Raw genomic sequence first — 20,163 nt, 5'->3', positions numbered from 1 at the left:
CGGGCCGCGCTGTGGTTAGCTTTCCTGCCATGAGCACGCCGCACATTGTCTCCAACGCGGAAGAATTTCTCCCCCGCGATACCGCTGATGTCGTTCGCACGGTGCGGGATTCACGGGGGCGAACGCAAGGGTTGATGGTGCGCGGCGGCGAGCTGGTCGACGAGGGGCTCACGCTGCCCGCGCAGCCGACCGTGGTGTCGCTGCGCCGGATGAACCAGGTGCTGGACATCAACCTGGGCAGGCGCACCGTCCGGGTGCAGGCGGGCGCCAAGCTCTCCGACATCGACCGCAGGCTCGGCGCGCACGGGCTCGGTCTGCCCATCGTCGGCGACCATCGCGACATCACCGCGGGCGGCTTCGCCTCGGTCGGCGGCGTCAGCGCGGCTTCGCACAAGTACGGCTTGTTCATCGATCAGGTCGTCGATCTGGAGTACGTCGACATCGACGGGCGCATCGGCACCTGCGGGCGCACCCACCACACCGACCGTTTCCAGCGCATCCTCGGCGGAGGCGGGCGCGCGGGCATCATCACCGCGCTCACCCTGGACGCGATCGAGGTGGACAAGGACCGCACCTGGCTGACCACCTCCGCCGACCGGTTCCTGGATTTCGACTCGTTCGTCGAGCACGCCCACGCTGAGATCGCCCGGCCGGGCAACGCCGAACTCCAGGTCGGCCGCTGGGTCGACACGGCGCCGCTGAAGGTGGCGCGTCCGGTCGGCACCGGCCACGTGCAGCTGGGCACCGTCCGCTTCGGACAGTGGTCGAGCCTGTACCCCACCGCGCCGACCAGGGGGCTGCGGGCCCGCCGCGAGGTCGGGTCGCGGGCGCGGAAATCGCTGGGCGCCATCGCCTCCGCCGCACCCGGCAAAGCGGGCATGCCGGTGCGCAACGCGGCCGCGGGCGCGGTGCTGTTCGCGCCGAAGGTGCAAACGCTGCGCGACGCCGAATATCTGGCCGACACAGCTCTCAGCTCCTCCGAGCGCGGCCCGGCCTACCGGGTAGGCGTTTTCGCGCCGCTGTCGAGCTACACGTCGGTGTTCTATCGCCTGCACGACCTGTTCTCCGGACACCGCGAACGCACCGGCTGCTTCACCGTCATCTCCGCGATGACCTACGGGGTGCGCTCCCGCTACCTCCGCGCCGAATCGGCCGCCCGCGGCCTGTCCCCCGAAGACCACGGCCTGATCACCTTCACCTGCCGCTTCCGGACCGCCGCGCTGCCGTCGGAACTCCTGCGCGACATCATGTCCGGGATCGAGGAGATCTGCCGCTCGGAAAACGCGCTGCGCTACGAGGGCGGCAACGGCTAGCGTTCGTCCATGTTCGTCGTGACCGTCACCTACACAGCTCCTCTGGCCGATGTGGACCCCTTGCGGCCAGCCCACGGTGACTGGTTGAGGCAGCTCATCGCCGACCGGCGGCTCGTCCTTGCGGGACGCCGGGTTCCGCTGGTCGGCGGTGTCTACCTCGCCGCGGACATGCCGCGCGAGCAGCTCGCAGCGGACGGTACCGACCGACGTCCGACGAGCCGATTTCACAGCATTTCGCTATCTTTCGGCCCCTGCGCGTCGCCGCAGCGAGGCGTCCAGTTCGCGCCAGAGGTCTCCTACGCGGCCGCGGCCGCTCGGGGCGTTCGGGTATCGCGTCAGGACCTGCACCACGATCGGGCTGGCCAGATCTGTCGCCTTCTTGATGTAATCGCCTCCCACCTCAGGGGTGTCGCCGGCGTCGAGTTCGAACGCTCGAGCCGCATGGGCGGCCGACATGAGGATGTGCCCACCCTGAGTCGCCTTTGCCAGCGGGTGCAGGTACGCGGCCCCTCCCGCATGACCGGCGGCGCGCGCCGCTTCGGCCGCGGCCTCGAGTCCCATCTCTCCAGCTGCCCGCGCGGCCCGGTGCGCGTCGAATGCGGTCGAGCGTATCGCTTTTGTCCGCTTGCCTCCGGCGGCGAACTGGCGCACCTCGTCGAGCACTGCGCGTGCACGCGGATCATCCGGACAGTCGCGCTCGAAAATCGCCAGAGCGGGCTCCGCGCAGGCCACAGCGTAGCCCGCGATCTCGCGCAGCTCGGCCACGCTGAGTTCGATCGTCAGGTTCTCGTTGGCAACATTCATGAAGTTGAACAGTATCGCTGAACAGCCGGTTTCGACTTTCCAGTGAAATCGGCGGGACAGTGAATCGAAACCTTAAAACAGGGCATCCCACGGCTTCTGCCGTGGGAATCCTGCGTATCTACTACGACGTTCACTGCGACGGCGTGCCCCGTCGTCGCATTCGGCCATCAGCAACTCGGCGAGAACCCGCGGTAGGACATCTGTTCGCGGGCCGCGCGGTCGGCGACATCGGGGAACTGCGCACGTACGGTCGGTAGCCGCAGCAGGCGGCATGCAGTGTCGACCGCATCGCCCACCGGGCGAACGTGTAGGCAGAACATGCTCGAATATCTCGGCGGCCGCGGCACGTACTCACTGGTTATCGCACCGAATTCGGCTCGGGTTGCTCGACCGCGACGGCGTTGTACGGTGTGGTCGGCGCGGGCGGGGTGGTGAAGCGGGCGTTCGGCAGGTACAGCTGGTTTTCGAACGCCGCCACGGTCGTCGGTACGTCGAAGTGCGAATCGGTGACGCGCCGCTCGACCGTGCCAGCAGTGCCCGCGTGGTCGAGCGCGACCACGGCGATCGCGTTGAGCCGGTTCTGCACGACATACAGTGTGCTGCCGTGCAATAGCAGTCCGTCGCCGCCCGGCAGCGTCTCGCCGCCGAGATCGACCTGTTGTGTCGCGCCCGTCGCCGGGTCGACGCGGAAGAGCCGGCCGGTTACCGACTGGACGATGATCAGGCCCGTGCCGTCGGGGGTGCGCGCGATCCCGTTGGCGTTGATCGCCCCGGGCTGGTAGACGATGTCGCCGGTCAGCGGGCGTCGCACCACCGCGGCTGGCGGAGGCAGCGCACCGTCGCTGTCGAGGGGCAGGTGGTACAGCACAGGCGTGCGCGAGTCGGTGAACCACGCGCCCGTGGGCGTGAGCACCACGTCGTTGACGACCGTGTCCGGCGGCGTCCCGAGCCGATAGCTCGCCAGCACCGCTCCCGTACCGGTGTCCACGACGCGGGCGTCGCCCCCGGTGCCCCCGGCGACGAACAGCCGGTCGCGGTGGTCGACAGCGAGTCCGAGCGACGGCGTGCCCGGCCCGGGGCTCAGGATGGCACCGCGCCCGGTCGCCAGGCTGGCGCGGTAGATGGATCCGTCTGCCCGCGAGCCGAAGTAGGCCACCGGCGACGACCCGATCGCGATACCCTCGGGCTGGAACCCGGCAGGGAGGTCGATCGTGGTGGGGAATACCGGACGGTGCTCCGCCGCCGGGTCCCCGGGTGCCAGCGCCATAACGCCGAGGCAGGCGAGTGCGGCCGAGATACCGAGGACTCGCTTCATGTCATGGTTTCCTCCGCTGTGATGGCCGCGTCCGTCGGCGCACTGGGCAGCTCAGGGGTCGGGCCTAGTAACCGACGGTGAAATGTTTGTTGTCGCCAGGGTTCTCGAGCTCGTCGAGAACGGCCACGGCGAGGTCTTCGGCCGAGATCCGAGACGCGCCGTCGGCGTCGGTGATGAGTGTGGTTGTGCCGCGCCGGTATTCGCCGGTGCGGCGTCCGGGTTCGAGGAGGGCGGGCGGGCTGAGATACACCCAGTCCGCCGAGTGCGCTCGGCAAGCCTCCAGTTGCGCGGCGCTCGCGGCGGCGATGGCTCGGACTGCTGGCGGCACGTATTCCGGCGTGTCGAGAACGAGCTGGCCGGGGCGTCCAGGGACGTGCAGCGGGGCGGCGCCGCCGACCACGAGAATGCGCGTCCCGGTAGTCGTGGCCGCGTCCAGCAGGGCCGTCGTGGTCGCGGTGACGGTGTGTTCCTGCCCGGGCCCGGGACGGGTCGCGGCCACGATCGCGTCCGTCCTGGAGAACAGTCTGCTCATGTGGTCGGGGTCGTTCGCGTCGCCCTCGACGGCGATCACGCCAGATGGCCGGACGCTAGGCCGCCGCATCCGGAATACCGCGACGAGGTCATGGCCTCGGCGTGCGGCTTCGTTGACGACGCGTGAGCCGACCATGCCATTGGCGCCGACGACGGCGATCTTCATTCGAGTGTCCCTTCGGAAACAGAGCGGGTGGGTGCGGGAAGCTGGCCCGCGACGATCGCGGCGAGCGCGAGCGCGAACCCCACCAGTTGGATCGGGCCGAGCGTCTGGCCGAGCAGCAGTGCGCCGAGAACGGCGGCGACCAGCGGGGAAAGCAGGACCAGAACCGCGACCGAGGTGACGGGCAAGGTGCCGATGCCGCGGAACCAGAGGACATAGGCGATCAGGCCGCCGACCAGCCCCAGCCAGAGATAGCCGAGAGCGGCGGTCGGGTCGATCGCGGGAGGCGGCCCCTCGACGAGCACTGTGACCGGCACCAGGAACAGACCTCCGGCGGCGAGCTGCCACCCGGCGAAAGCAGTGGGAGTGGCCTCGGCCGGACGACCCCAGCGCTTGGTGAGCGTCAACCCGAGCGCCATCGAGGCGGCGCTGGCCAGGCCCGCCACGATCCCGCTGGGGTCGAGCGCCGCGGTCGGACCGAGCACCACGACTCCGACACCGACCACACCGGTCACGCCCCAGGCGAGGCGCCAAGCGGACGGCTGCTCACCCAGGACGATCACCGCCAGCATGGCGACGATGAGCGGCTGGGCCGCGGCCAGGGTCGCGGCGACACCGCCCGGCAAGCGTTCAGCCGCGATGAACAGCAGCGCGTTGAGCAGGCCGATGTTCAGCACGCCGAGCACCGCGGCTTTCCACCACCATCCTCCGCGCGGCAGGATCCGGGTGACCGCCAGCGCGATCAGGCCCGCGGGCAGCGCCCGCATGACCGCCGCGAACAGCGGATGTCCCGGCGGCAGAAGCTCGGTGATGACGACATAGGTCGTGCCCCATGACACGGGAGCGATCGCCGTCAGGACGACGCGAGACAGATTTCCCTCGGAAGCACCTCTGCTGGCCCCCTCGGAAACCCGCTGTGCTGCTGGACTATTCACACCGACAATCTCACCGACCAGCAATCAATGAGTCCAACACATGTTTGTCACTCCATCCATCGTGATTCACGATTGATCTATGGAGCTCCAGCAGATGCGCTACGTCGTCGCCGTCGCCGAGACCAACAGCTTCACCCGAGCCGCCGAACGATGCCACGTCGTCCAGTCCGCCCTCAGTCACCAGATCGCCCGTCTGGAACGTGAACTCGGCGCGAGGCTTTTCGAGCGCACCAGCCGCCGGGTGCGGTTGACACCGGCCGGTGCGGCGTTCCTCCCGGCCGCCCGTCAGTGCCTGGACGCCGCCGAGCGCGCGGCCGCCGAGGTCGCCGCGGCGGTCGGGGAGGTACGCGGACGGCTCGCCGTGGGCCTGATCCCCACTGTCGCCGCCGTCGACATCCCGGGCGCGCTGCGCGACTTCCGCCAGCGGTACCCGCACGTGCGCATCAGCCTGCGGGTGGGCGCGAGCGAGGACCTCGCCGCGCAGGTCGAGCAAGGAGCCATCGACGTGGCCTTCCTGGGGCTGCCGACCACAGCGCGACCCCACGGCGTCGCCGCCCACGAACTCGCCCGGGACCGACTCGTCGCCGTCGTCGCACCGCACCATCCACTCGCCGACCACCCAACGGTCGACCTTCGCACGCTCTCTTCCGAGGTCTTCGTGGACCTTCCAGCCGGGACAGCCGGACGTATCCAATCCGACCAAGCATTCTCAGCCGCTGGTCTGGACCGTGACGTCGCCTTCGAAGTGACCACCGCCGACTACATCGCCCGGCTGGTCCGGCCGGGCCTCGCCGTGGCCATGCTCCCCTCCGCCTACGCACCCCAGCTCGACGGCGTAGTCACCATCGAGGTCGCCGACGCCCCGGCCCGCGTGGAATACGTCATCTGGAGCCGCGTCGGTCGCACGCCCGCGGCGACCGCCTTCCTCGCCGTTCTCGGCATCACGGCACCGGATCGACACGAGTCGTGAAGGGGCTCGGGTGCGAAGTGCCCCCGGGGCCACTTCGCACGCACCTGGAGGCGAGGCTCAATCGCAGATCCTCACCGCGTCGCGTGGCAAGGTGCCCCTCGCGTGTCGAGACCCGCGGATGGGGTGTTTTGTCGTGGTCGCCAAGTGTCTAAATGGGGTTGCGTGAGGTGACCTTGGTCTCTGCCGGCGCCGTGCCATGCCTGGGACGCTGTCGATATGAAGGGCGAATTCGTACTGGCGTCAGCAGCGACGGCCGGCGGGGCGGCGCTCGTATACGCCCGGCTGGTGCGACCCCGGCTCTGGCGTTGGGGCGCCAGCGACGAGGAAGTCGCCGGGCCGTTTCCCGGCGCGGAATGGGTTCCCGGCGGCGCACGTGGAGTGACGATGGCCGTCACGATCGGGGCGCCGCCAGATTTAGTCTGGCCCTGGCTAGTCCAGTTGGGCGGCGATCGCGCCGGCTGGTACTCATGGGATCACCTCGACAACGCCGGCGTGTCGAGTGCCCACGCGGTGCACCCTGAGTGGCAAGACCGCGCCGTCGGTGATCGCCTGAAGTTCCGAGCGCCGGGTATCGGGATCATGGACTCCTACGAGATCGCGATCCTCGAACCGAATCGGTTTCTGGGACTGTATTGGTTGAGCGATCTTCAAGGCCACGTCCTAGACCCGAAACAACCCAGACCCAGGGCCTACATGGAAGGGCTGTGGTGCTTCCAGCTGAAAGAGCTCGAGGGCGGTCGAACACGTCTGGTGATCGGGGGGTATCAGGCCACACGACCCCGATGGTTGGAGCGCTTCTACAACTTCTGGATCTACGTTCCGGTCGTCTGGATCATGCAGGCCCGCATGATGGCCGTACTGAAGAGAAACGTCGAACGCGCGGCGCGAAATTCCTGTAGCCAGCGGTGACGCCGAGTTGCGGTGACTGTCGTGAGAAATTGTCAAGGACCGAATCGGGTGCTTCAGGCGACCTCCGTTTCGGTTGATTGGCGCGGTTACGCAGAGGTGACGTCGATGGGGCGTTCGAGCAGTTTCCCCTTGTGGAATTTGGCCCAGGCCCCCACGAGGGCGACCAGCTCGGGGGCGTCGACTCTGCGCCAGCGGGTCTGGGCCGCCTCGAACAGCTTGTAGGCCCATGGCGATTCCGGCCGCGCGAGAGCCTGGCCCGTTGGTGACCTTGGTTCGCAACTGGACCGAGGCGAAGGTCGACCCGATCGGGTTCGTGGTGGCACGTATGGGAGACGCCATCACTGTGCGCGGGCTGGCGCATCCGTGAAGTGGCCGCCCTGCACGCGGCCTCGCGACGGTTGCCGAAACTGACCGACTACCGCAACACCCTGTTCGACACCATGGTCCACGGCCAGGACATCGCGATCCCGCTCGGTCGCGACATCGCCGTCGCGCCCACCGCGGCCGCCGCGGCGGCCGACCGGGCCGTACAGTTCGGGTGGCCGGTGTGGGGCCGTCACCGCCTGGACGGAATCCATCTGAGCGCAACCGACGTCGACTGGGAATACGGCAACGGCAGCGAAATCCGCGGACCTATCGCAGCCATCCTGCTCCTGATCACCGGCCGCACCGCCACGCTCGACCAGGTGACCGGAGACGGCATCGAAAGGCTGATCCGCCAGCTGGCCTGACCATGGCGCAGTGCCGTGGTCGTAGACGGCATGCGCGGATGTTCGGACCTGGCGACTGGATTTCCGGAAACACCACCGACGAGGCGCCACTGTGCGACATAGTTGTAAACGCTTGCGTACCCCACTTATACGCGAGCGCACCCAACTCCATGTTCGTGAATCGGATCAGAGACTTCATGAGGACGAGCACATCTCCCGCGGCGGCACGCGCCGTCGCCATCACCGCCCTGATCGTCGGCACCGCAAGCGGATTGCCCCCAACGGCCTACGCCGACAACCCGCCCGGAGGGGATTCCCCAGCGGTGATCACTGTGAATACCACGGCAGACGGGGTCGCGGCCGATCCGCGGAGCGGGCTATGCCGTACCGTCGCCGGGACCTGCACACTGCGCGCAGCAGTCCAGGCCGCCAATGCCAGGCCAGGGAGCACAGTCGTGGTGCCCGAGGGGCGCTACCTCTTGACCATCCCTCCCGACCCACAGAAAGTGCAGGGCCGCAACCCCGATGCGACTACGGGCGACCTGAACCTCACCGCGCCGACGACGCTTCGTGGCGCGGGACGCGACCGGACGGTGCTGGACGCCAACGGGATCGACAGGGTGCTCAGCATCTCCGCGCCCGTGACGTTGACGGCGTTGACCGTGACCGGTGGAGTCACCGCCCAGCACGAGATCCCGTACTACGACACCGGCGGCGGCGGAATCTCCAACTCGTCGAACCTCGTCCTCGATGATGTCGTGGTCCGGGGCAACAGCGCTGGATACGGCGGCGGGATCTTCAACGTGCCGGGATCGGATCTCCAGACCAGGAATACGACCATCACCGGCAACACATCCGGCGAGGCGGGCGGCGTGCGATGCGATAACACCTGCACCTTCACCAACTCGACGATCTCCGACAACCGCGTGATCAATCCCGGAGTGTGGTACCGCCCAGGTGGATTCGCCGGACGCGGCGGCGGCGTGGACGTCCGGGGCCGCGGCGTGGTGACTTTCGATCGTGCCACCATCACCGGAAACAGTGCCTCCGACGCGGGCGGCGGCATCAACGTAGCGCCCGCCTACCTCGACACCCTCCCCCGCCAGGTGACGGATGTGGTCGATGTTCCGTTCGGCACCGTGATATTGCGGAACTCCACCATCACGGGGAACACATCCGGTACCGCCCTGGCCAACTGCGCAAAGGTGTTCGCGAGGATCGTCTCCGAAGGCGGCAACACCGGCGACGATGCTTCCTGCGACCTCACCGGTCCAGGCGACAGAAGCGTGCCCTAGTGCGGATACCGTGATCGGATGTGCGGTGACGATCTACTGGAGCTCTGGCAACAATGTTGGCCGCTGTGTCCCCCGTTGGCTGATGAGCTCAAGCATGCCTATCGGGATCGATGGGTACGGTTCCATAGCCTGCCCGGGTCGAAGCGCTATCCAGAAACTGCTGGCGAATACAGCATTGTGCTCGACCGATACAACACGGTCCTGGACGAGTTGTTCGCCGGGCAAGAGGTCTACCTCATCACGTGCGACTGGTCCAACCGTCCCGCGCCAGGCACGCGGCCCGATGACCACGCACAATGGCATCCCGGTGCCCGCTACTGGACCTCGGTCTGCAATGACCCGGCCGAGACCGACGCCGAGTTCATCTCCTACACCCACCTGTTCGTCAGCCAGATCCCCTGGCAGCACGGCGCTGTCGATGACCTTCTGCGCGCCGTCGCCGACGACGACACCGCAGGGGTCATGATTTGCGATTCGTCCTTGGAACGGATTCACCATCCCTACGATGGCGGCACGGATGTTCTGCTGCCCACTGCCGCCGAACGTGACACGCTGATGCATCGGCATGCGAGCTGGCTTTCCCATCACCCCAACGGTTTCTGAGCTCGCCGTGACAACAGCCGCTCGATTTCCTGGCAGCGGCGGACTTTCGCGCGATGCCGGAGCAAGCCCACATATCCGGGGCGTAACAGCAACCCTCCCGGATCCGACCTACCCGGCAGAGCCAATTCGGGAGGGCATTCGGATGAGGACGATCATCGGCACGGTTTTCGCGGCGATCTTGGTGACCGGTGTGGTCACGGGATGCCAGAGCACCGCGACGCCATCGGCGACCGGACAGCCGACGCCCGGCACATCGGGCCGAGCAACCGCGTCCGCCACCGCCGCACCGACTGGTTCGGACTCGACGCAGGACACACCGGTGCAGCGGCCGCCGGTGACCACGCGCACGCAGGCCGATGACGGCCCTGCCACCGCAGGTAAGGGCAGGTGCGTCGATCTGAACTCGGGCGTGGTCAACAGCGCGATCACATCGCTCGGCCCTTCGGTTGGCGGTGACCCGTACATCATCGACAGCGCCACCGACGCGCCGGTCGGCTCCTGCCCGCAGCTGCTCTGGGTGCTTGCGGCAACGCCGCGCGGCACGGCCAGCTCGCCCTACCATGTGCTGTTCTTCGACCACGACGGGTATCTCGGCACCGCGACGCTGAAGGCGACGTCGTACACGAGCGTGGCCGGTTCCTCCGACCGCGGTGTCCAGGTGCGCTATCGCTGGCTGACCGGCAACGATGCCAACTGCTGCCCCTCGGGCGGTCCGGTGGTCGTCACCTACACCCTCGACTCGGACGGCCGCAAGGTCACCCCGAACCCGTCGATCCCGGACGAGGTCGCCGATCCCGGCGCTCACCGCTAGGGACCGGCTCGACGGGGTCGAGTTGGGCCAGAAAGTGTCACCCATCGGCGGCAGACGTCGCCAAACCGAGCAGCGCGCGGTGGATGTACAGCACGGTGTCCTCGAGCTCGAGCAAGTCGCCTCCGGCGCGGAGGGTTCGGCGGACGGCCTCGTTGGTCGCATCGGTCACCGCGAGATACGCGTAATCCGGCACCGATGGATCGACGGGGCCCGCCGCTTCACGCCACGATCGGATGAACCCGGCGAACCAGCGCTGGCATCGTTCGAACGACTCAACCGCGCGCGACCCGGCCACGGCGGTCTCCAGATAGAACGAGCGGGCGAACGACGGTTCGTCCCGCAACAAGGTGAGATATTCGCGGATGCCGAGCCGCAGAGCCTCCAGCGGCTCGACCGGTTCGGCGAACACCTGCCGCATCACGCGCTCGAGATGCTCGATCATCAGATCCCGGCCCGCCTCGGCCGCGGCGAGGAAGCATGCTTCCTTGTCGTGAAAATGCTGGTAGAACGTCCGACGCGAAACCTTCGCCGCCGCCGCGATATCCGCGACCGTCACGGTGAGATAGCCGCGATCCGCGACGACGACCGTCACGCCGTACAAGAGCCGCTGCCGCTGCGACCCGGTTACCAGATCACGCGCTAGACCGTGCGGCCCGTGCGGCAACTCCGTCAGCGTCGGCTCCAGCAACTTCTTCCGCTCCACCCGGACCTTCATATCAGGCACGCCGTGAGCTGGTGCGGTCACATCGGACGAAACGGCTGGCGAACCACCTCGGGCGGCCGACGCATCAAGCGATCAAGGCTTCGAGCCACGGGTGCCCGGGGCAGACGCGAGACAGCCATTCGGACAGCCGGGACCTTTGTGATCGGTCCATCGCGGGTAGCACGCGCCGGAAGTCGGCTTCGTCTTTGTCACGGCGTGCTTTCGCCTTGAACAGGAGTGCGACCTCAGGAGCCGTGTAGGGAATGCCCTCGCTGGTGTGAAGGATCAGTTCTTCGTAGGGCAGGGTGATCGACGGGTCACGGCGGCACACCCATCGATCGCCGACGTGCAGCTCACGAAACACGTCGACGCGATAGCGCCCGGTCGCGGGTTCGCGCAGCCAGGTCTGATGATGTTTCGCCGCCTCCGCCGGAAACGGCCAGACCCGCCCGTCGCCGACCACGTCCCACTCGAAGCCGGGGAAAGCAGCGGCAACCTCGCCGAATCCGGCTGCCGGGACGGCGATTTCCAGATCACTGTGCTTCCGGGCGTCGCCTCCGGTGAACAGGTCGAGCGCCCACCCAGCCGCTATACACCACGGGACCGTGACACCCGACATCCGTTCCGCGACTTCGGCGGGCGTCCACGCCGCCCAGAGCTCAGCGGCTTCCTCGGCCGAAAGCAGACGCCCCGCCACCTCAGGCAGTCGCATTCTCGGCGGCGCGTCCGGCCAACTCGCCGTCAATGACGCCCGCCGTGAAGACATCCCACTCACCCGGGGTGAACAGCAGCGCCGGGCCGGTCGGATTCTTCGAATCCCGGACACCGACCCGGCCGCCGTCAAACCACGCCACTTCGACGCACTCGGTCTGGCCGCCGCTGTAACTGCTCTTGAACCACTCCACACTGGACAGGTCAACGCTGGTCACGCTCGAGCTCCTTTGTCAGGCGGGGCGATGGAACTCGCCGTCGATGACGCCCGCCGTGAAGGCATCCCACTCACCAGGGGCGAAGACCAGCGCCGGACCTGTCGGGTTCTTCGAGTCGCGAACACCGGCGCCGCCTTTGTCAAGCCACGCCACCTCGACGCAGTCGGTCTGGCTGCCGCTGTAGCTGCTCTTGAACCAAACAGCTTTGGACACATCAACCTTCATGCTCACACCTTCGCCATCCACCGCAGCGAGTCACGCGGTTACCCCCACGATGGTCAGGGCCGGTTGAACTCGCCGTCGTTCACGCCTGCGGTGAAAGCGTCCCACTCACCGTGGCTGAAGACCAGCGCCGGACCGGTCGGGTTCTTCGAGTCACGAACGCCGACACTGCCCTCCGGCAGCCACGCTACCTCGACACAATCACTCTGGCTGCCGCTGTAGCTGCTCTTGAACCACTCGGCTCCGGATAGGTCAATGCTGGTCACGTTCATACTCCTTCGTCACCCGGCGAAGCAGGTCCCGGGTCTGCCTATCGTCCAGCGATACGCTCCGAATGGCCGAAGCAAGCTCACTATAGAGCCGTACCTCGTCCGGCTTCTCCAGGTACACGTCCGGGGTCGGCCCTCCTTCCATGAACACAACCGGCGGCTCGATAGGCTTGCCCTTGGAATTCGTATCGAACTCCACAACGGTGAACGAACCGTGCGGCATGCCCCAGATCAGCCCCGCGCCATACGGGACTATCCGCAAGACGACGTTGGGCAACTTGGAGATCTCGGCCAAGTGGCGAAGCTGAGACACCATGACCTTTCGGCCACCGACCACCCGGTACAGCGCCGACTCGTGAAGTAGTACTTCCAACATGACCGGGTTCACCTTGCGGGTGACGATGGCTTGTCGCTTGAGTCGGAGTTCCACTCGCCGGTCGATATCAGCGCAGTCGTTGAATCCCGGATATGCGCCGATGACAGCGCGTGCATAGTCAGGAGTCTGCAACAGTCCCGGAACGTGTTCGTGGTATGTGACCAACTGTCGCGCAGCCGATTCGAGCCCGACGTACATGTTGAACGCGGTGGAGTACAGGCCCCCGTATGCGTGATACCAGCTCTGCGTCCTGCCGAGATCCGCGAGGTCTATCGCGCGCTGGGTGTCTTCTGGACTCACTCCATAGAGCTCGCACAGAGCGCGGACGTCTTGCTTGCGGACCTTCTGCGTCTGGCCGGTCTCGATGCGCTGGAGGGCGGGCGGGGATAGGTCGACCAGCTTCGCCGCGGCGGCGAGGGTGAAGCCGCTCGCCTCGCGGGCCTCGCGCAGAAAACGCCCGAGTTGACGTCTCGGCAGTGTCGAACTCGGTCCGGTGTCGATGGTGTCATCGTCAATACCGCTGGTCATGGCCTCCCCTTCATCGCGGAATCGGATCGGATCACACACGAAATCGGGTCAGTTCTACTGCACTGTCGGATGACTCCGTACAGTTTCGGATGAATTGCTGTCGGTCATCCGATTTCCCTGAAACCGATCTGTCACTGGTGGTGTGCTTGGTCATGGCGTCCGAGTGACACCACAAGTTCGTAGACCCAACTCCCAACTTGCGGGAGCCGCAACAGCTTCGACTATCCCCCGTTGACTTCCCAGGAACCAAGCTAGCGGGTGTAGCGAGTTGGTGCCGGTTGCCCGGACGCCTGACGAACCAACCCACCGACCACGTTCCGGGGGAACCATGACCTACACCCACATCATCAAACCACCACCCACCGACATCATTGCGCCGCCAATGACCGGCCGGCCGAAGGCAATTGGGTTCGTGCGCGGCGACGTGTCCGGACCGCACGCGCCGCGTCATGCGAACGAGGTGCAGCGGCACGCCCGCACGCTGGGCTACCAGTACGTGTACACGGTCCGCCCGCCAGCCGACGAGCGCGAGCCGATCCGGTACGCGCTCGGCATGGCCGCTGGGCTGGGTGTCGAGATCATCGTCGTGTTCGATCTGGAGCACGTGAACAACCAGCCCGCGCTGATCTGCGACGAAGGCTACGACCTGGAAACCGTTTCACCGCACGGCACATGGGCGCGATCGGCTTCCGGTATCGAGATGGGAGCAGCGTGATGAGCGAAGTCACTCTCGTCACCCCGCCGAGCATCTGCGGCCTCGCCGAGACCGAGTTGGCGCACCGGCAAATGCAGCGGCATCGCACGTGCCGGATTGATCGCTGCGCATGGAAGTGGGTCGCGTACTGCACGCTCGTCCACTACGGCCGGGTCAAGCCGCCGGAATTGAGCCCGCGTGAGCGTGCATACCTGCGCGGCATCGCCTTTCCCGCCGACAACAGCGACCACGGATCACGTCCTGAGGGCATGCCGAAAGCCCAGACGTTTCAACAGGTTCTCGATGGGCTCAGCGCTTTGGCACGCGACATCGCATCGGACGAAGGGGACGCGCGGTGACCGACAGCGGGCCGCTCCTGCCATCCAAAACTCTTGTGCTCGAAGCATGCACGGGCAGCATCCGCCAGCCGCACCCGGTCCTGGAGGCAGCGTACGAACTCGCCGCACTCCACGAGGCACGCTTGGACACCCCGTACGCGGCACGGCAGGAAATCGACCACCATCGCACGAGGCTGACCCGGCACATCGACCGCTGGGTCGCGTCCGCATTGCCGCAGGCACTGGGCGCGGCGTACATGCACACCGAAACGATCGGCGCGGTAGTCGACCGCCTCGCCAAATACTCCGTGCTCGCCCACACCGCATTGCACCACGACACACAGGAGCCGCACATCCACTACGTATGGCAACAACTCGCCGAACTCTCCCTCGGCTACAGCGATCTGTCCTTCGAACTGGCCGCGGGAACGCGCCGCCTCCCTAATCTGGTTGTGGCGCAGTGAAACCGCCATCCACATCCCATCTCTATGATGAGCACGATGAAGCTCCGCAGCCGCCCGGTCCTGGTCGCCCTGATATACATCGTGACCTCGATCTTTGTCGGACCGGCCATCTACCTGACCGGTTACGGCCTGCTCCAGAACAGTGATCACTGTGGGGGCGGCAACCGCCTTGTTGTGCCCGACCGCGTCATCGGTGACACCACCGAGGCCACGCCGCTATCACCGACATCCGAGGAGATCGAGCGCCGCAACGTCACCACCTCGGGCCATCGGCTCGACACAGTGACACGCGGAGTGGACTTTATTGCCGTGCAGGCTTTTCGGGTCGCCGCCCCCGGGATCATGCTGGCGAGCGGAATTTTCCTGATGACCTGTCTGCTGACCAACCGCTCTCGGATCGGCCGTTCCCGGCTCATCCTGAGCAGTGTCGGGGTTCTCTTCATGATGTTCGGGTACGGGCTCACCCTGGCTACTGGTCTGACGAACACCTCCTGCACGTAGGCGCTCGGGCAGCCGGAGCCCGAGCTGGTCGCCCCGCCCCGAATCACGGATGCCTTCGAGCGCCCACTCACCACACACGTGAAACGGTCCCACCGTATTCCCGAAAGCCCGACGCCCACCCCGACGGCTGGGGTCCGCACACACGAAACAGCCCCACCAGGATTTCCGGTGGGGCCGTTCCCGTAGTTCTCGGATCAGTGCTTCTCGGGTCCGAGGTAGTACTCGAACACCAGCCCGGCCGCGGCGGCCAGGACGCAGACCACGCCGATGCCGATCAGCCACAACTGGAAGAACGCCAGGCCGATGGCGGTCACCGAACCGGCGGCGGCCAGCGTGATGGGCCAGAAGCTGCCGGGCGAGAAGAAGCCCAGGTCGCCCGCGCCGTCCACGATCTCGGCGTCCTCGTAGTCCTCCGGGCGCAGGTCGAGACGGCGTGCGACGAACCGGAAGTACGTACCGATGATCAGCGACAGGCCCGCGGTCAGCACCGTGGCCGTGGTGCCCGCCCACTCGACGCCGGTGCGCGACTGGCCGGTGAAGAAGCCGTACACCACCGCCACGATGATGAAGAACACCGTGAGCAGTTCGAAAATCCGCGCTTCGATCTTCATGTCAGATCAGTTCCTCACTTGCTCTCGGCCGGGGCCGCGCTCTTGACGTCGCGCTTGGTGTTGAACGGCTCGGTGGAGGTGGCGACGGGGGACTCGCCGATGGACTCGAGCGCCTCGGCGTTGGTCTTGCCCGCCTGGCGCGCGTCCAGGTACTTGGTGAACTTCTCCGGCGTCACCGCCCGGACCTCGAAGTTCATCATCGAGTGGAACGTGCCGCACATCTCGGCGCAGCGGCCGACGAACGCGCCTTCCTTCTCGATCTTGGTGATCTGGAAGACGTTGTCGGAGTTGTTCTCCTTCGGGTTCGGCATCACGTCGCGCTTGAACAGGAACTCCGGCACCCAGAAGGCGTGGATGACGTCCGCGGCGGCGAGCTGGAACTCGATGACCTTGCCGGTGGGCAGCACCAGGACCGGGATCTCGCTGCTGGAGCCGATCGTCTCGACCTTGTCGTAGTGCAGGTAGGACAGGATGTCGTTTTCCGGCTTGCCGTGCACCGGGCCCGGCTGCGGGTGACCGTCCTTGGTCCGCTCCGCGTACGCCTCGAGCTGTTCCTGGCTCAGCGCCTCACGCGTGGTGTCGATGCCGTCGAACTTGTAGCCGTCCTTGAAGTCGACGTTGCGGTAGCCGAACTTCCAGTTCCACTGGAAGGCGGTCACGTCGACCGTGACGTCGGGGTTGCTCACCTTCTCGTGCACGTAGTTCTGCACGACCACGGTGAAGTAGAACAGCACGGCGATGATGACGAACGGGATCGCCGTGTAGGTCAGCTCCAGCGGCACGTTGTAGCCGGTCTGGCGCGGGAACTCCGGCGAGTCCGCCTTCTTGCGGTGGAAGGCGACGGTCCAGAAGGTCAGGCCCCAGACCAGCACGCCCATCGCCAGCGCGGCGATGACCGACCAGGTCCACAGTTCCCGCATCCGGGTGGCCTGCGGCGTGACACCCGAGGGCCAGCCGAACCGCAGCCAAACATTGTCGATCGAGCAGCCCGAGACGAACAGCGCGGTGATCCCCAAGGACACCGCCAGCCCGGCCCGCCGAAGGATGCGGCCCTGCCGACCCTTCACGGGTCGTGCCCCGATCTCTTCGCTCGCCTTGTGCGCCACGCTCACGCCTTCCTGGTCGCCACACATTCCGACAGTGCATCCTCAGGGCTGCGATCGGCCCTGACGATACGTCCTAAGCTCGTTTCTCCGGCACCCCTCCGGGCCTGCGCTTTCCCGCGCGGGTCGCCTGAGAGAGACCTGAGTACTACGCAGCGTAGACCAAACGGACGCCCCGTTCGTCGTCGGGTCCGCTTCGACACCTCGCCGAGCGCGGCCGGGTCACCGTCACCAGCGCTTCCAGCCGGGACGCGGTGCGCACGACGCGCGAACGCGCCATCTGGGGCATACTCGGACACTGGATTTCGTCCCCTTGCGCTCCGTCCGGTGAGCGCGTATCCCGACTGCGAGAAATGAGGTTGCCGACGCCGTGTGTGGACTGCTCGGATTCCTGGCATCTGACGAGGCGGCACCTGGCACGGTGGAGCAGGTCTACGAAGCCTTGCACTGCGTGCGCCACCGCGGCCCGGACGAGCGCGGCACCTGGCACGACGATCGCCTGATCTTCGGCTTCAACCGCCTGTCGATCATCGACATCGAGCACTCCCACCAGCCGCTGCGCTGGGGTCCGCCCGAGCAGCCCGAGCGCTACGCGCTCACCTTCAACGGCGAGATCTACAACTACCTGGAGCTGCGCGCGGAGCTCGCCGAAGCGCACGCCGCCGAGTTCCCGGACGGCAAGATCTTCCAGACCGAGGGCGACAGCGAGGCGATCGTCGCGGCCTTCCACTACTGGGGACCGGAGGCGGTGCGGCGGCTGCGCGGCATGTTCGCGTTCGCGATCTGGGACACCGAGACCGGAGAGCTGTTCCTCGCCCGCGACCCATTCGGCATCAAGCCGCTGTTCCTGGCCACCGGGCCGGGCGGCACCGCGTTCGGCAGCGAGAAGAAGAGCCTGCTGGAACTGCTGCCCGCGCTGAAGCTGAGCGACGCGCTGGACCCGCGCGCCTTGGAGCACTACACGGTGCTGCAATACGTGCCGGAGCCGGAGACGCTGCACAAGGATGTGCGCAGGCTCGAATCGGGCAGCTACGCCACCGTCCGCCCGGGTGCCGCGCCCGCGATCACCCGATACTTCACGCCGAAGTTCCCGGTGCGTCCGTTCGCCCCCGGCTCGGCGCAAGCCCGCTACCGGGAGATCGCCGAGGCGCTCGAGGACTCCGTCGCCAAGCACATGCGCGCCGATGTGACCGTCGGCTCGTTCCTGTCCGGCGGCATCGACTCCACCGCGGTCGCCGCGCTGGCCATGCGGCACAACCCGAAGCTGATCACCTTCACCACCGGGTTCGAGCGCGAGGGCTACTCCGAGGTCGACGTGGCCGCCGAGAGCGCCGAGGCGATCGGCGCGCGGCACGTCGTCAAGGTGGTTTCGCCCGCCGAGTTCGCCCAGGCGATCCCGGAGATCGTCTGGTACCTGGACGACCCGGTCGCCGACCCGGCGCTGGTCCCGCTGTATTTCGTCGCCAAGGAGGCCCGCAAGCACGTCAAGGTGGTGCTCTCCGGCGAGGGCGCCGACGAGCTGTTCGGCGGCTACACCATCTACCGGGAACCCTTGTCGCTGAAGCCGTTCGAGAAACTGCCCCGCGGGCTGCGCAGGCTCGCGGGCAAGCTGTCGGACCGGATCCCGGACGGCACCAGGGGCAAGAGCCTGCTGCACCGCGGCTCGCTCACCCTGGAGGAGCGCTACTACGGCAACGCGCGCAGCTTCAACGACGCCCAGCTGCGCGCCGTGCTGCGCGAGTTCCGGCCGGAGTGGACCCACCAGGACGTCACCGCGCCGCTGTACGCCCAGTCGCGCGGCTGGGACCCGGTCGCCCGCATGCAGCATCTGGACCTGTTCACCTGGCTGCGCGGCGACATCCTGGTCAAGGCCGACAAGATGACCATGGCCAACTCGCTGGAGCTGCGCGTTCCGTTCCTGGACGCCGAGGTGCTGAAGGTGGCCGAAGGGCTGCCGTTCGACCAGAAGATCACCAAGGAGACCACCAAGTACGCGCTGCGCCAAGCGCTGGAGGGCATCGTCCCGCCGCATGTGCTGCACCGCGCCAAGCTGGGCTTCCCGGTCCCGCTGCGGCACTGGCTGCGCGGCACGGAACTCTACGACTGGGCCCAGCAGCAGATCGCCGAATCGCAGACCGACCACCTGCTGAACAAGCCCGCGATCAGCGAGATGCTGGTCGCGCACCGCGCCGGGAACGCCGATCACAGCCGCAGGCTGTGGACGCTGCTGGTGTTCATGGTGTGGCACGGCATCTTCGTCGAGGACCGGATCAAGCCGGAGATCCAGGAGCCGGTGTACCCGGTGTCGCTGTAAGCGCCCGGCGACTGCGCCAGCCGCCGCTGCAAACCCATAACGCGACAACCACTCGGAGTGACCCGCCGCCATCATCGACGGCGAGGGGACTGCTGCACGATCCGGTGACAGTTTCGCGCACGGCCGTCCATGAACCGTCAGCAACGCAACCGTACATCGCCCCGGCCAGCCATCCGGCCGTGCGTCACCTCTCGCCCGGGACCCGCAGGTTCTCGATGATCCGATTGACGTTGTCGGTACACGCCAGGTCGATGGGCTTCTGTTCGACGTCGGCGATCACGGCCCTCAACCGTTCGAGCGTCTCTTCGAGTCGCTGCCGCAGCTGCTCGATCGCGGCGGCCTTGGTCCGGAGAGTGTCGAGCAGTCCGGCCCGGTCCCACTCGCCCGGCCGGGTAAGGGGGAGCAGCGCGCGCATCTCTGTAATGGTGAATCCCGCCAGCTGCGCGTATTCGACGATTTCGAGCGTCTGCACCGCCTGCTCGTCGTAGAGGCGATAACCGGCCTCTGTCCGGCGGGCAGGTGTGATCAGACCGGCGGTTTCGTAGTAGCGGATCCGCGATGTCGACATGCCGACCCGAGCCGCGAGATCCCCGATCCTCATCACAATCCCTTGACCTTAAACCATGGTTGAAACTTTAGACTCGCCGGACCACCGATCAGAACAAACCACCCCGCATCCGCGGCCTTGCACCCCGCAACGCGAAGACGACCGACAAGGTCCTGGCCGGCCTCGGAATCCCGGTGCGAGGCTG

General features: G+C 66.8%; 25 protein-coding genes and 2 pseudogenes. 12 read left to right on the top strand and 15 right to left on the bottom strand.

Annotation, left to right across the window (positions count from 1 at the left end):
* Positions 1-29 precede the first annotated feature (29 nt).
* A complete protein-coding gene (locus tag ON34_RS08980) occupies positions 30-1,313 on the top strand; it encodes an FAD-binding protein (RefSeq protein WP_040776799.1) in 1,284 nt (427 codons plus the stop codon).
* Between the two features lie 237 nt (positions 1,314-1,550).
* On the opposite strand, the gene ON34_RS38510 is transcribed toward ON34_RS08980, so the two are convergent.
* The 5 genes and pseudogenes from ON34_RS38510 to ON34_RS08960 all read right to left on the bottom strand — a co-directional run bounded on the left by ON34_RS38510 (position 1,551) and on the right by ON34_RS08960 (position 5,061).
* On the bottom strand, positions 1,551-2,117 hold the full coding sequence (locus tag ON34_RS38510) for a putative immunity protein (RefSeq protein ID WP_040776796.1): 567 nt from the start codon (positions 2,115-2,117) through the stop codon (positions 1,551-1,553).
* A gap of 93 nt (positions 2,118-2,210) precedes the next feature.
* Positions 2,211-2,437, bottom strand: a pseudogene (locus ON34_RS37465) (hypothetical protein); the annotation flags it as partial.
* A 38-nt stretch (positions 2,438-2,475) separates the two neighbouring features.
* Positions 2,476-3,432 (bottom strand): SMP-30/gluconolactonase/LRE family protein, encoded by a 957-nt coding sequence (locus tag ON34_RS08970; protein WP_040776793.1) that lies wholly within the window; start codon positions 3,430-3,432, stop codon positions 2,476-2,478.
* Between the two features lie 64 nt (positions 3,433-3,496).
* On the bottom strand, positions 3,497-4,129 hold the full coding sequence (locus ON34_RS08965; RefSeq protein ID WP_040776791.1) for an NAD(P)-dependent oxidoreductase: 633 nt from the start codon (positions 4,127-4,129) through the stop codon (positions 3,497-3,499).
* The gene (locus ON34_RS08960; RefSeq protein ID WP_169333851.1) at positions 4,126-5,061 is read right to left on the bottom strand and encodes an EamA family transporter; all 936 of its coding nucleotides are present in this window, start codon (positions 5,059-5,061) and stop codon (positions 4,126-4,128) included. The genes ON34_RS08965 and ON34_RS08960 overlap by 4 nt, the downstream gene beginning before the upstream one ends.
* A gap of 79 nt (positions 5,062-5,140) precedes the next feature.
* On the opposite strand from ON34_RS08960, the gene ON34_RS08955 reads away from it, so the two are divergent.
* On the top strand, positions 5,141-6,031 hold the full coding sequence (locus ON34_RS08955) for a LysR family transcriptional regulator (RefSeq protein WP_040776783.1): 891 nt from the start codon (positions 5,141-5,143) through the stop codon (positions 6,029-6,031).
* A gap of 216 nt (positions 6,032-6,247) precedes the next feature.
* On the top strand, positions 6,248-6,940 hold the full coding sequence (locus ON34_RS08950; RefSeq protein ID WP_051022294.1) for a hypothetical protein: 693 nt from the start codon (positions 6,248-6,250) through the stop codon (positions 6,938-6,940).
* A gap of 86 nt (positions 6,941-7,026) precedes the next feature.
* On the opposite strand, the pseudogene ON34_RS34490 reads toward ON34_RS08950, so the two are convergent.
* Positions 7,027-7,258, bottom strand: a pseudogene (locus tag ON34_RS34490) (IS256 family transposase); the annotation flags it as partial.
* 50 nt (positions 7,259-7,308) lie between these two features.
* Here ON34_RS34490 and ON34_RS08945 point away from each other — a divergent pair.
* The 4 genes from ON34_RS08945 (at position 7,309) to ON34_RS08925 (ending at position 10,359) form a co-directional block, all read left to right on the top strand.
* Positions 7,309-7,671, top strand: a complete 363-nt coding sequence (locus ON34_RS08945; protein ID WP_051022293.1) for a maleylpyruvate isomerase mycothiol-dependent enzyme family protein — start codon at positions 7,309-7,311, stop codon at positions 7,669-7,671.
* Positions 7,672-7,847: 176 nt separating this feature from the next.
* On the top strand, positions 7,848-8,945 hold the full coding sequence (locus tag ON34_RS34485) for a CSLREA domain-containing protein (protein WP_157172236.1): 1,098 nt from the start codon (positions 7,848-7,850) through the stop codon (positions 8,943-8,945).
* An 18-nt stretch (positions 8,946-8,963) separates the two neighbouring features.
* Positions 8,964-9,548: a DUF3885 domain-containing protein gene (locus ON34_RS08935; RefSeq protein ID WP_174372016.1), complete on the top strand. Its 585-nt coding sequence runs from the start codon at positions 8,964-8,966 to the stop codon at positions 9,546-9,548.
* Between the two features lie 142 nt (positions 9,549-9,690).
* Positions 9,691-10,359, top strand: a complete 669-nt coding sequence (locus ON34_RS08925; RefSeq protein ID WP_083889248.1) for an LppP/LprE family lipoprotein — start codon at positions 9,691-9,693, stop codon at positions 10,357-10,359.
* A gap of 37 nt (positions 10,360-10,396) precedes the next feature.
* Here ON34_RS08925 and ON34_RS33450 read toward each other — a convergent pair whose 3' ends face one another.
* The 6 genes from ON34_RS33450 to ON34_RS08895 all read right to left on the bottom strand — a co-directional run bounded on the left by ON34_RS33450 (position 10,397) and on the right by ON34_RS08895 (position 13,425).
* Entirely contained in the window at positions 10,397-11,074 is a 678-nt protein-coding gene (locus ON34_RS33450) for a TetR/AcrR family transcriptional regulator (RefSeq protein ID WP_051022290.1), read from the bottom strand.
* A gap of 73 nt (positions 11,075-11,147) precedes the next feature.
* Positions 11,148-11,774 carry a nucleotidyltransferase domain-containing protein gene (locus ON34_RS08915; protein WP_040776776.1) on the bottom strand — a complete coding sequence of 209 codons (627 nt, stop codon included), beginning with the start codon at positions 11,772-11,774 and terminating at the stop codon, positions 11,148-11,150.
* Positions 11,761-11,991 (bottom strand): DUF397 domain-containing protein, encoded by a 231-nt coding sequence (locus ON34_RS08910; protein WP_051022289.1) that lies wholly within the window; start codon positions 11,989-11,991, stop codon positions 11,761-11,763. Before ON34_RS08910 ends, ON34_RS08915 begins: the two co-directional genes overlap by 14 nt.
* A 15-nt stretch (positions 11,992-12,006) precedes the next feature.
* Entirely contained in the window at positions 12,007-12,216 is a 210-nt protein-coding gene (locus ON34_RS08905; protein ID WP_040776954.1) for a DUF397 domain-containing protein, read from the bottom strand.
* 53 nt (positions 12,217-12,269) lie between these two features.
* Positions 12,270-12,479: a DUF397 domain-containing protein gene (locus tag ON34_RS08900; protein ID WP_373291888.1), complete on the bottom strand. Its 210-nt coding sequence runs from the start codon at positions 12,477-12,479 to the stop codon at positions 12,270-12,272.
* Positions 12,466-13,425 (bottom strand): helix-turn-helix domain-containing protein, encoded by a 960-nt coding sequence (locus ON34_RS08895; RefSeq protein ID WP_245547950.1) that lies wholly within the window; start codon positions 13,423-13,425, stop codon positions 12,466-12,468. The genes ON34_RS08900 and ON34_RS08895 overlap by 14 nt, the downstream gene beginning before the upstream one ends.
* A 289-nt stretch (positions 13,426-13,714) precedes the next feature.
* Here ON34_RS08895 and ON34_RS08890 point away from each other — a divergent pair, with 289 nt between their 5' ends.
* Genes ON34_RS08890 through ON34_RS08875 form a run of 4 tightly spaced genes read left to right on the top strand, consistent with a single transcriptional unit; the run spans position 13,715 to position 15,383 of the window.
* Positions 13,715-14,101 (top strand): hypothetical protein, encoded by a 387-nt coding sequence (locus ON34_RS08890; RefSeq protein WP_040776770.1) that lies wholly within the window; start codon positions 13,715-13,717, stop codon positions 14,099-14,101.
* Positions 14,101-14,439 carry a hypothetical protein gene (locus tag ON34_RS08885; protein ID WP_040776767.1) on the top strand — a complete coding sequence of 113 codons (339 nt, stop codon included), beginning with the start codon at positions 14,101-14,103 and terminating at the stop codon, positions 14,437-14,439. Before ON34_RS08890 ends, ON34_RS08885 begins: the two co-directional genes overlap by 1 nt.
* Complete coding sequence (locus ON34_RS08880; RefSeq protein WP_040776764.1) at positions 14,436-14,882, top strand: DUF4254 domain-containing protein; 447 nt, start codon at positions 14,436-14,438, stop codon at positions 14,880-14,882. Before ON34_RS08885 ends, ON34_RS08880 begins: the two co-directional genes overlap by 4 nt.
* Positions 14,883-14,918: 36 nt before the next feature.
* Positions 14,919-15,383, top strand: coding sequence for a hypothetical protein (locus ON34_RS08875; protein ID WP_157172234.1), 465 nt, complete (start codon positions 14,919-14,921; stop codon positions 15,381-15,383).
* A 194-nt stretch (positions 15,384-15,577) separates the two neighbouring features.
* Here the strand turns inward: ON34_RS08875 and ON34_RS08870 are convergent, their stop codons facing one another.
* Positions 15,578-15,994, bottom strand: a complete 417-nt coding sequence (locus ON34_RS08870) for a cytochrome c oxidase subunit 4 (protein WP_040776758.1) — start codon at positions 15,992-15,994, stop codon at positions 15,578-15,580.
* A 14-nt stretch (positions 15,995-16,008) separates the two neighbouring features.
* Entirely contained in the window at positions 16,009-17,061 is a 1,053-nt protein-coding gene (gene ctaC / locus ON34_RS08865; protein WP_040776948.1) for an aa3-type cytochrome oxidase subunit II, read from the bottom strand.
* 406 nt (positions 17,062-17,467) lie between these two features.
* Between ctaC and asnB the strand changes: the two genes are divergently transcribed.
* Positions 17,468-19,411: an asparagine synthase (glutamine-hydrolyzing) gene (gene asnB / locus ON34_RS08860; RefSeq protein ID WP_040776755.1), complete on the top strand. Its 1,944-nt coding sequence runs from the start codon at positions 17,468-17,470 to the stop codon at positions 19,409-19,411.
* Positions 19,412-19,595: 184 nt separating this feature from the next.
* Here asnB and ON34_RS08855 read toward each other — a convergent pair whose 3' ends face one another.
* Positions 19,596-20,012: a MerR family transcriptional regulator gene (locus tag ON34_RS08855; protein WP_040776752.1), complete on the bottom strand. Its 417-nt coding sequence runs from the start codon at positions 20,010-20,012 to the stop codon at positions 19,596-19,598.
* Positions 20,013-20,163 lie beyond the last annotated feature (151 nt).

It is taken from the genome of Nocardia pneumoniae NBRC 100136, assembly GCF_000308755.1.
Lineage (GTDB): Bacteria > Actinomycetota > Actinomycetes > Mycobacteriales > Mycobacteriaceae > Nocardia > Nocardia pneumoniae.
This window is presented reverse-complemented; position numbering and strand designations above follow the sequence as displayed.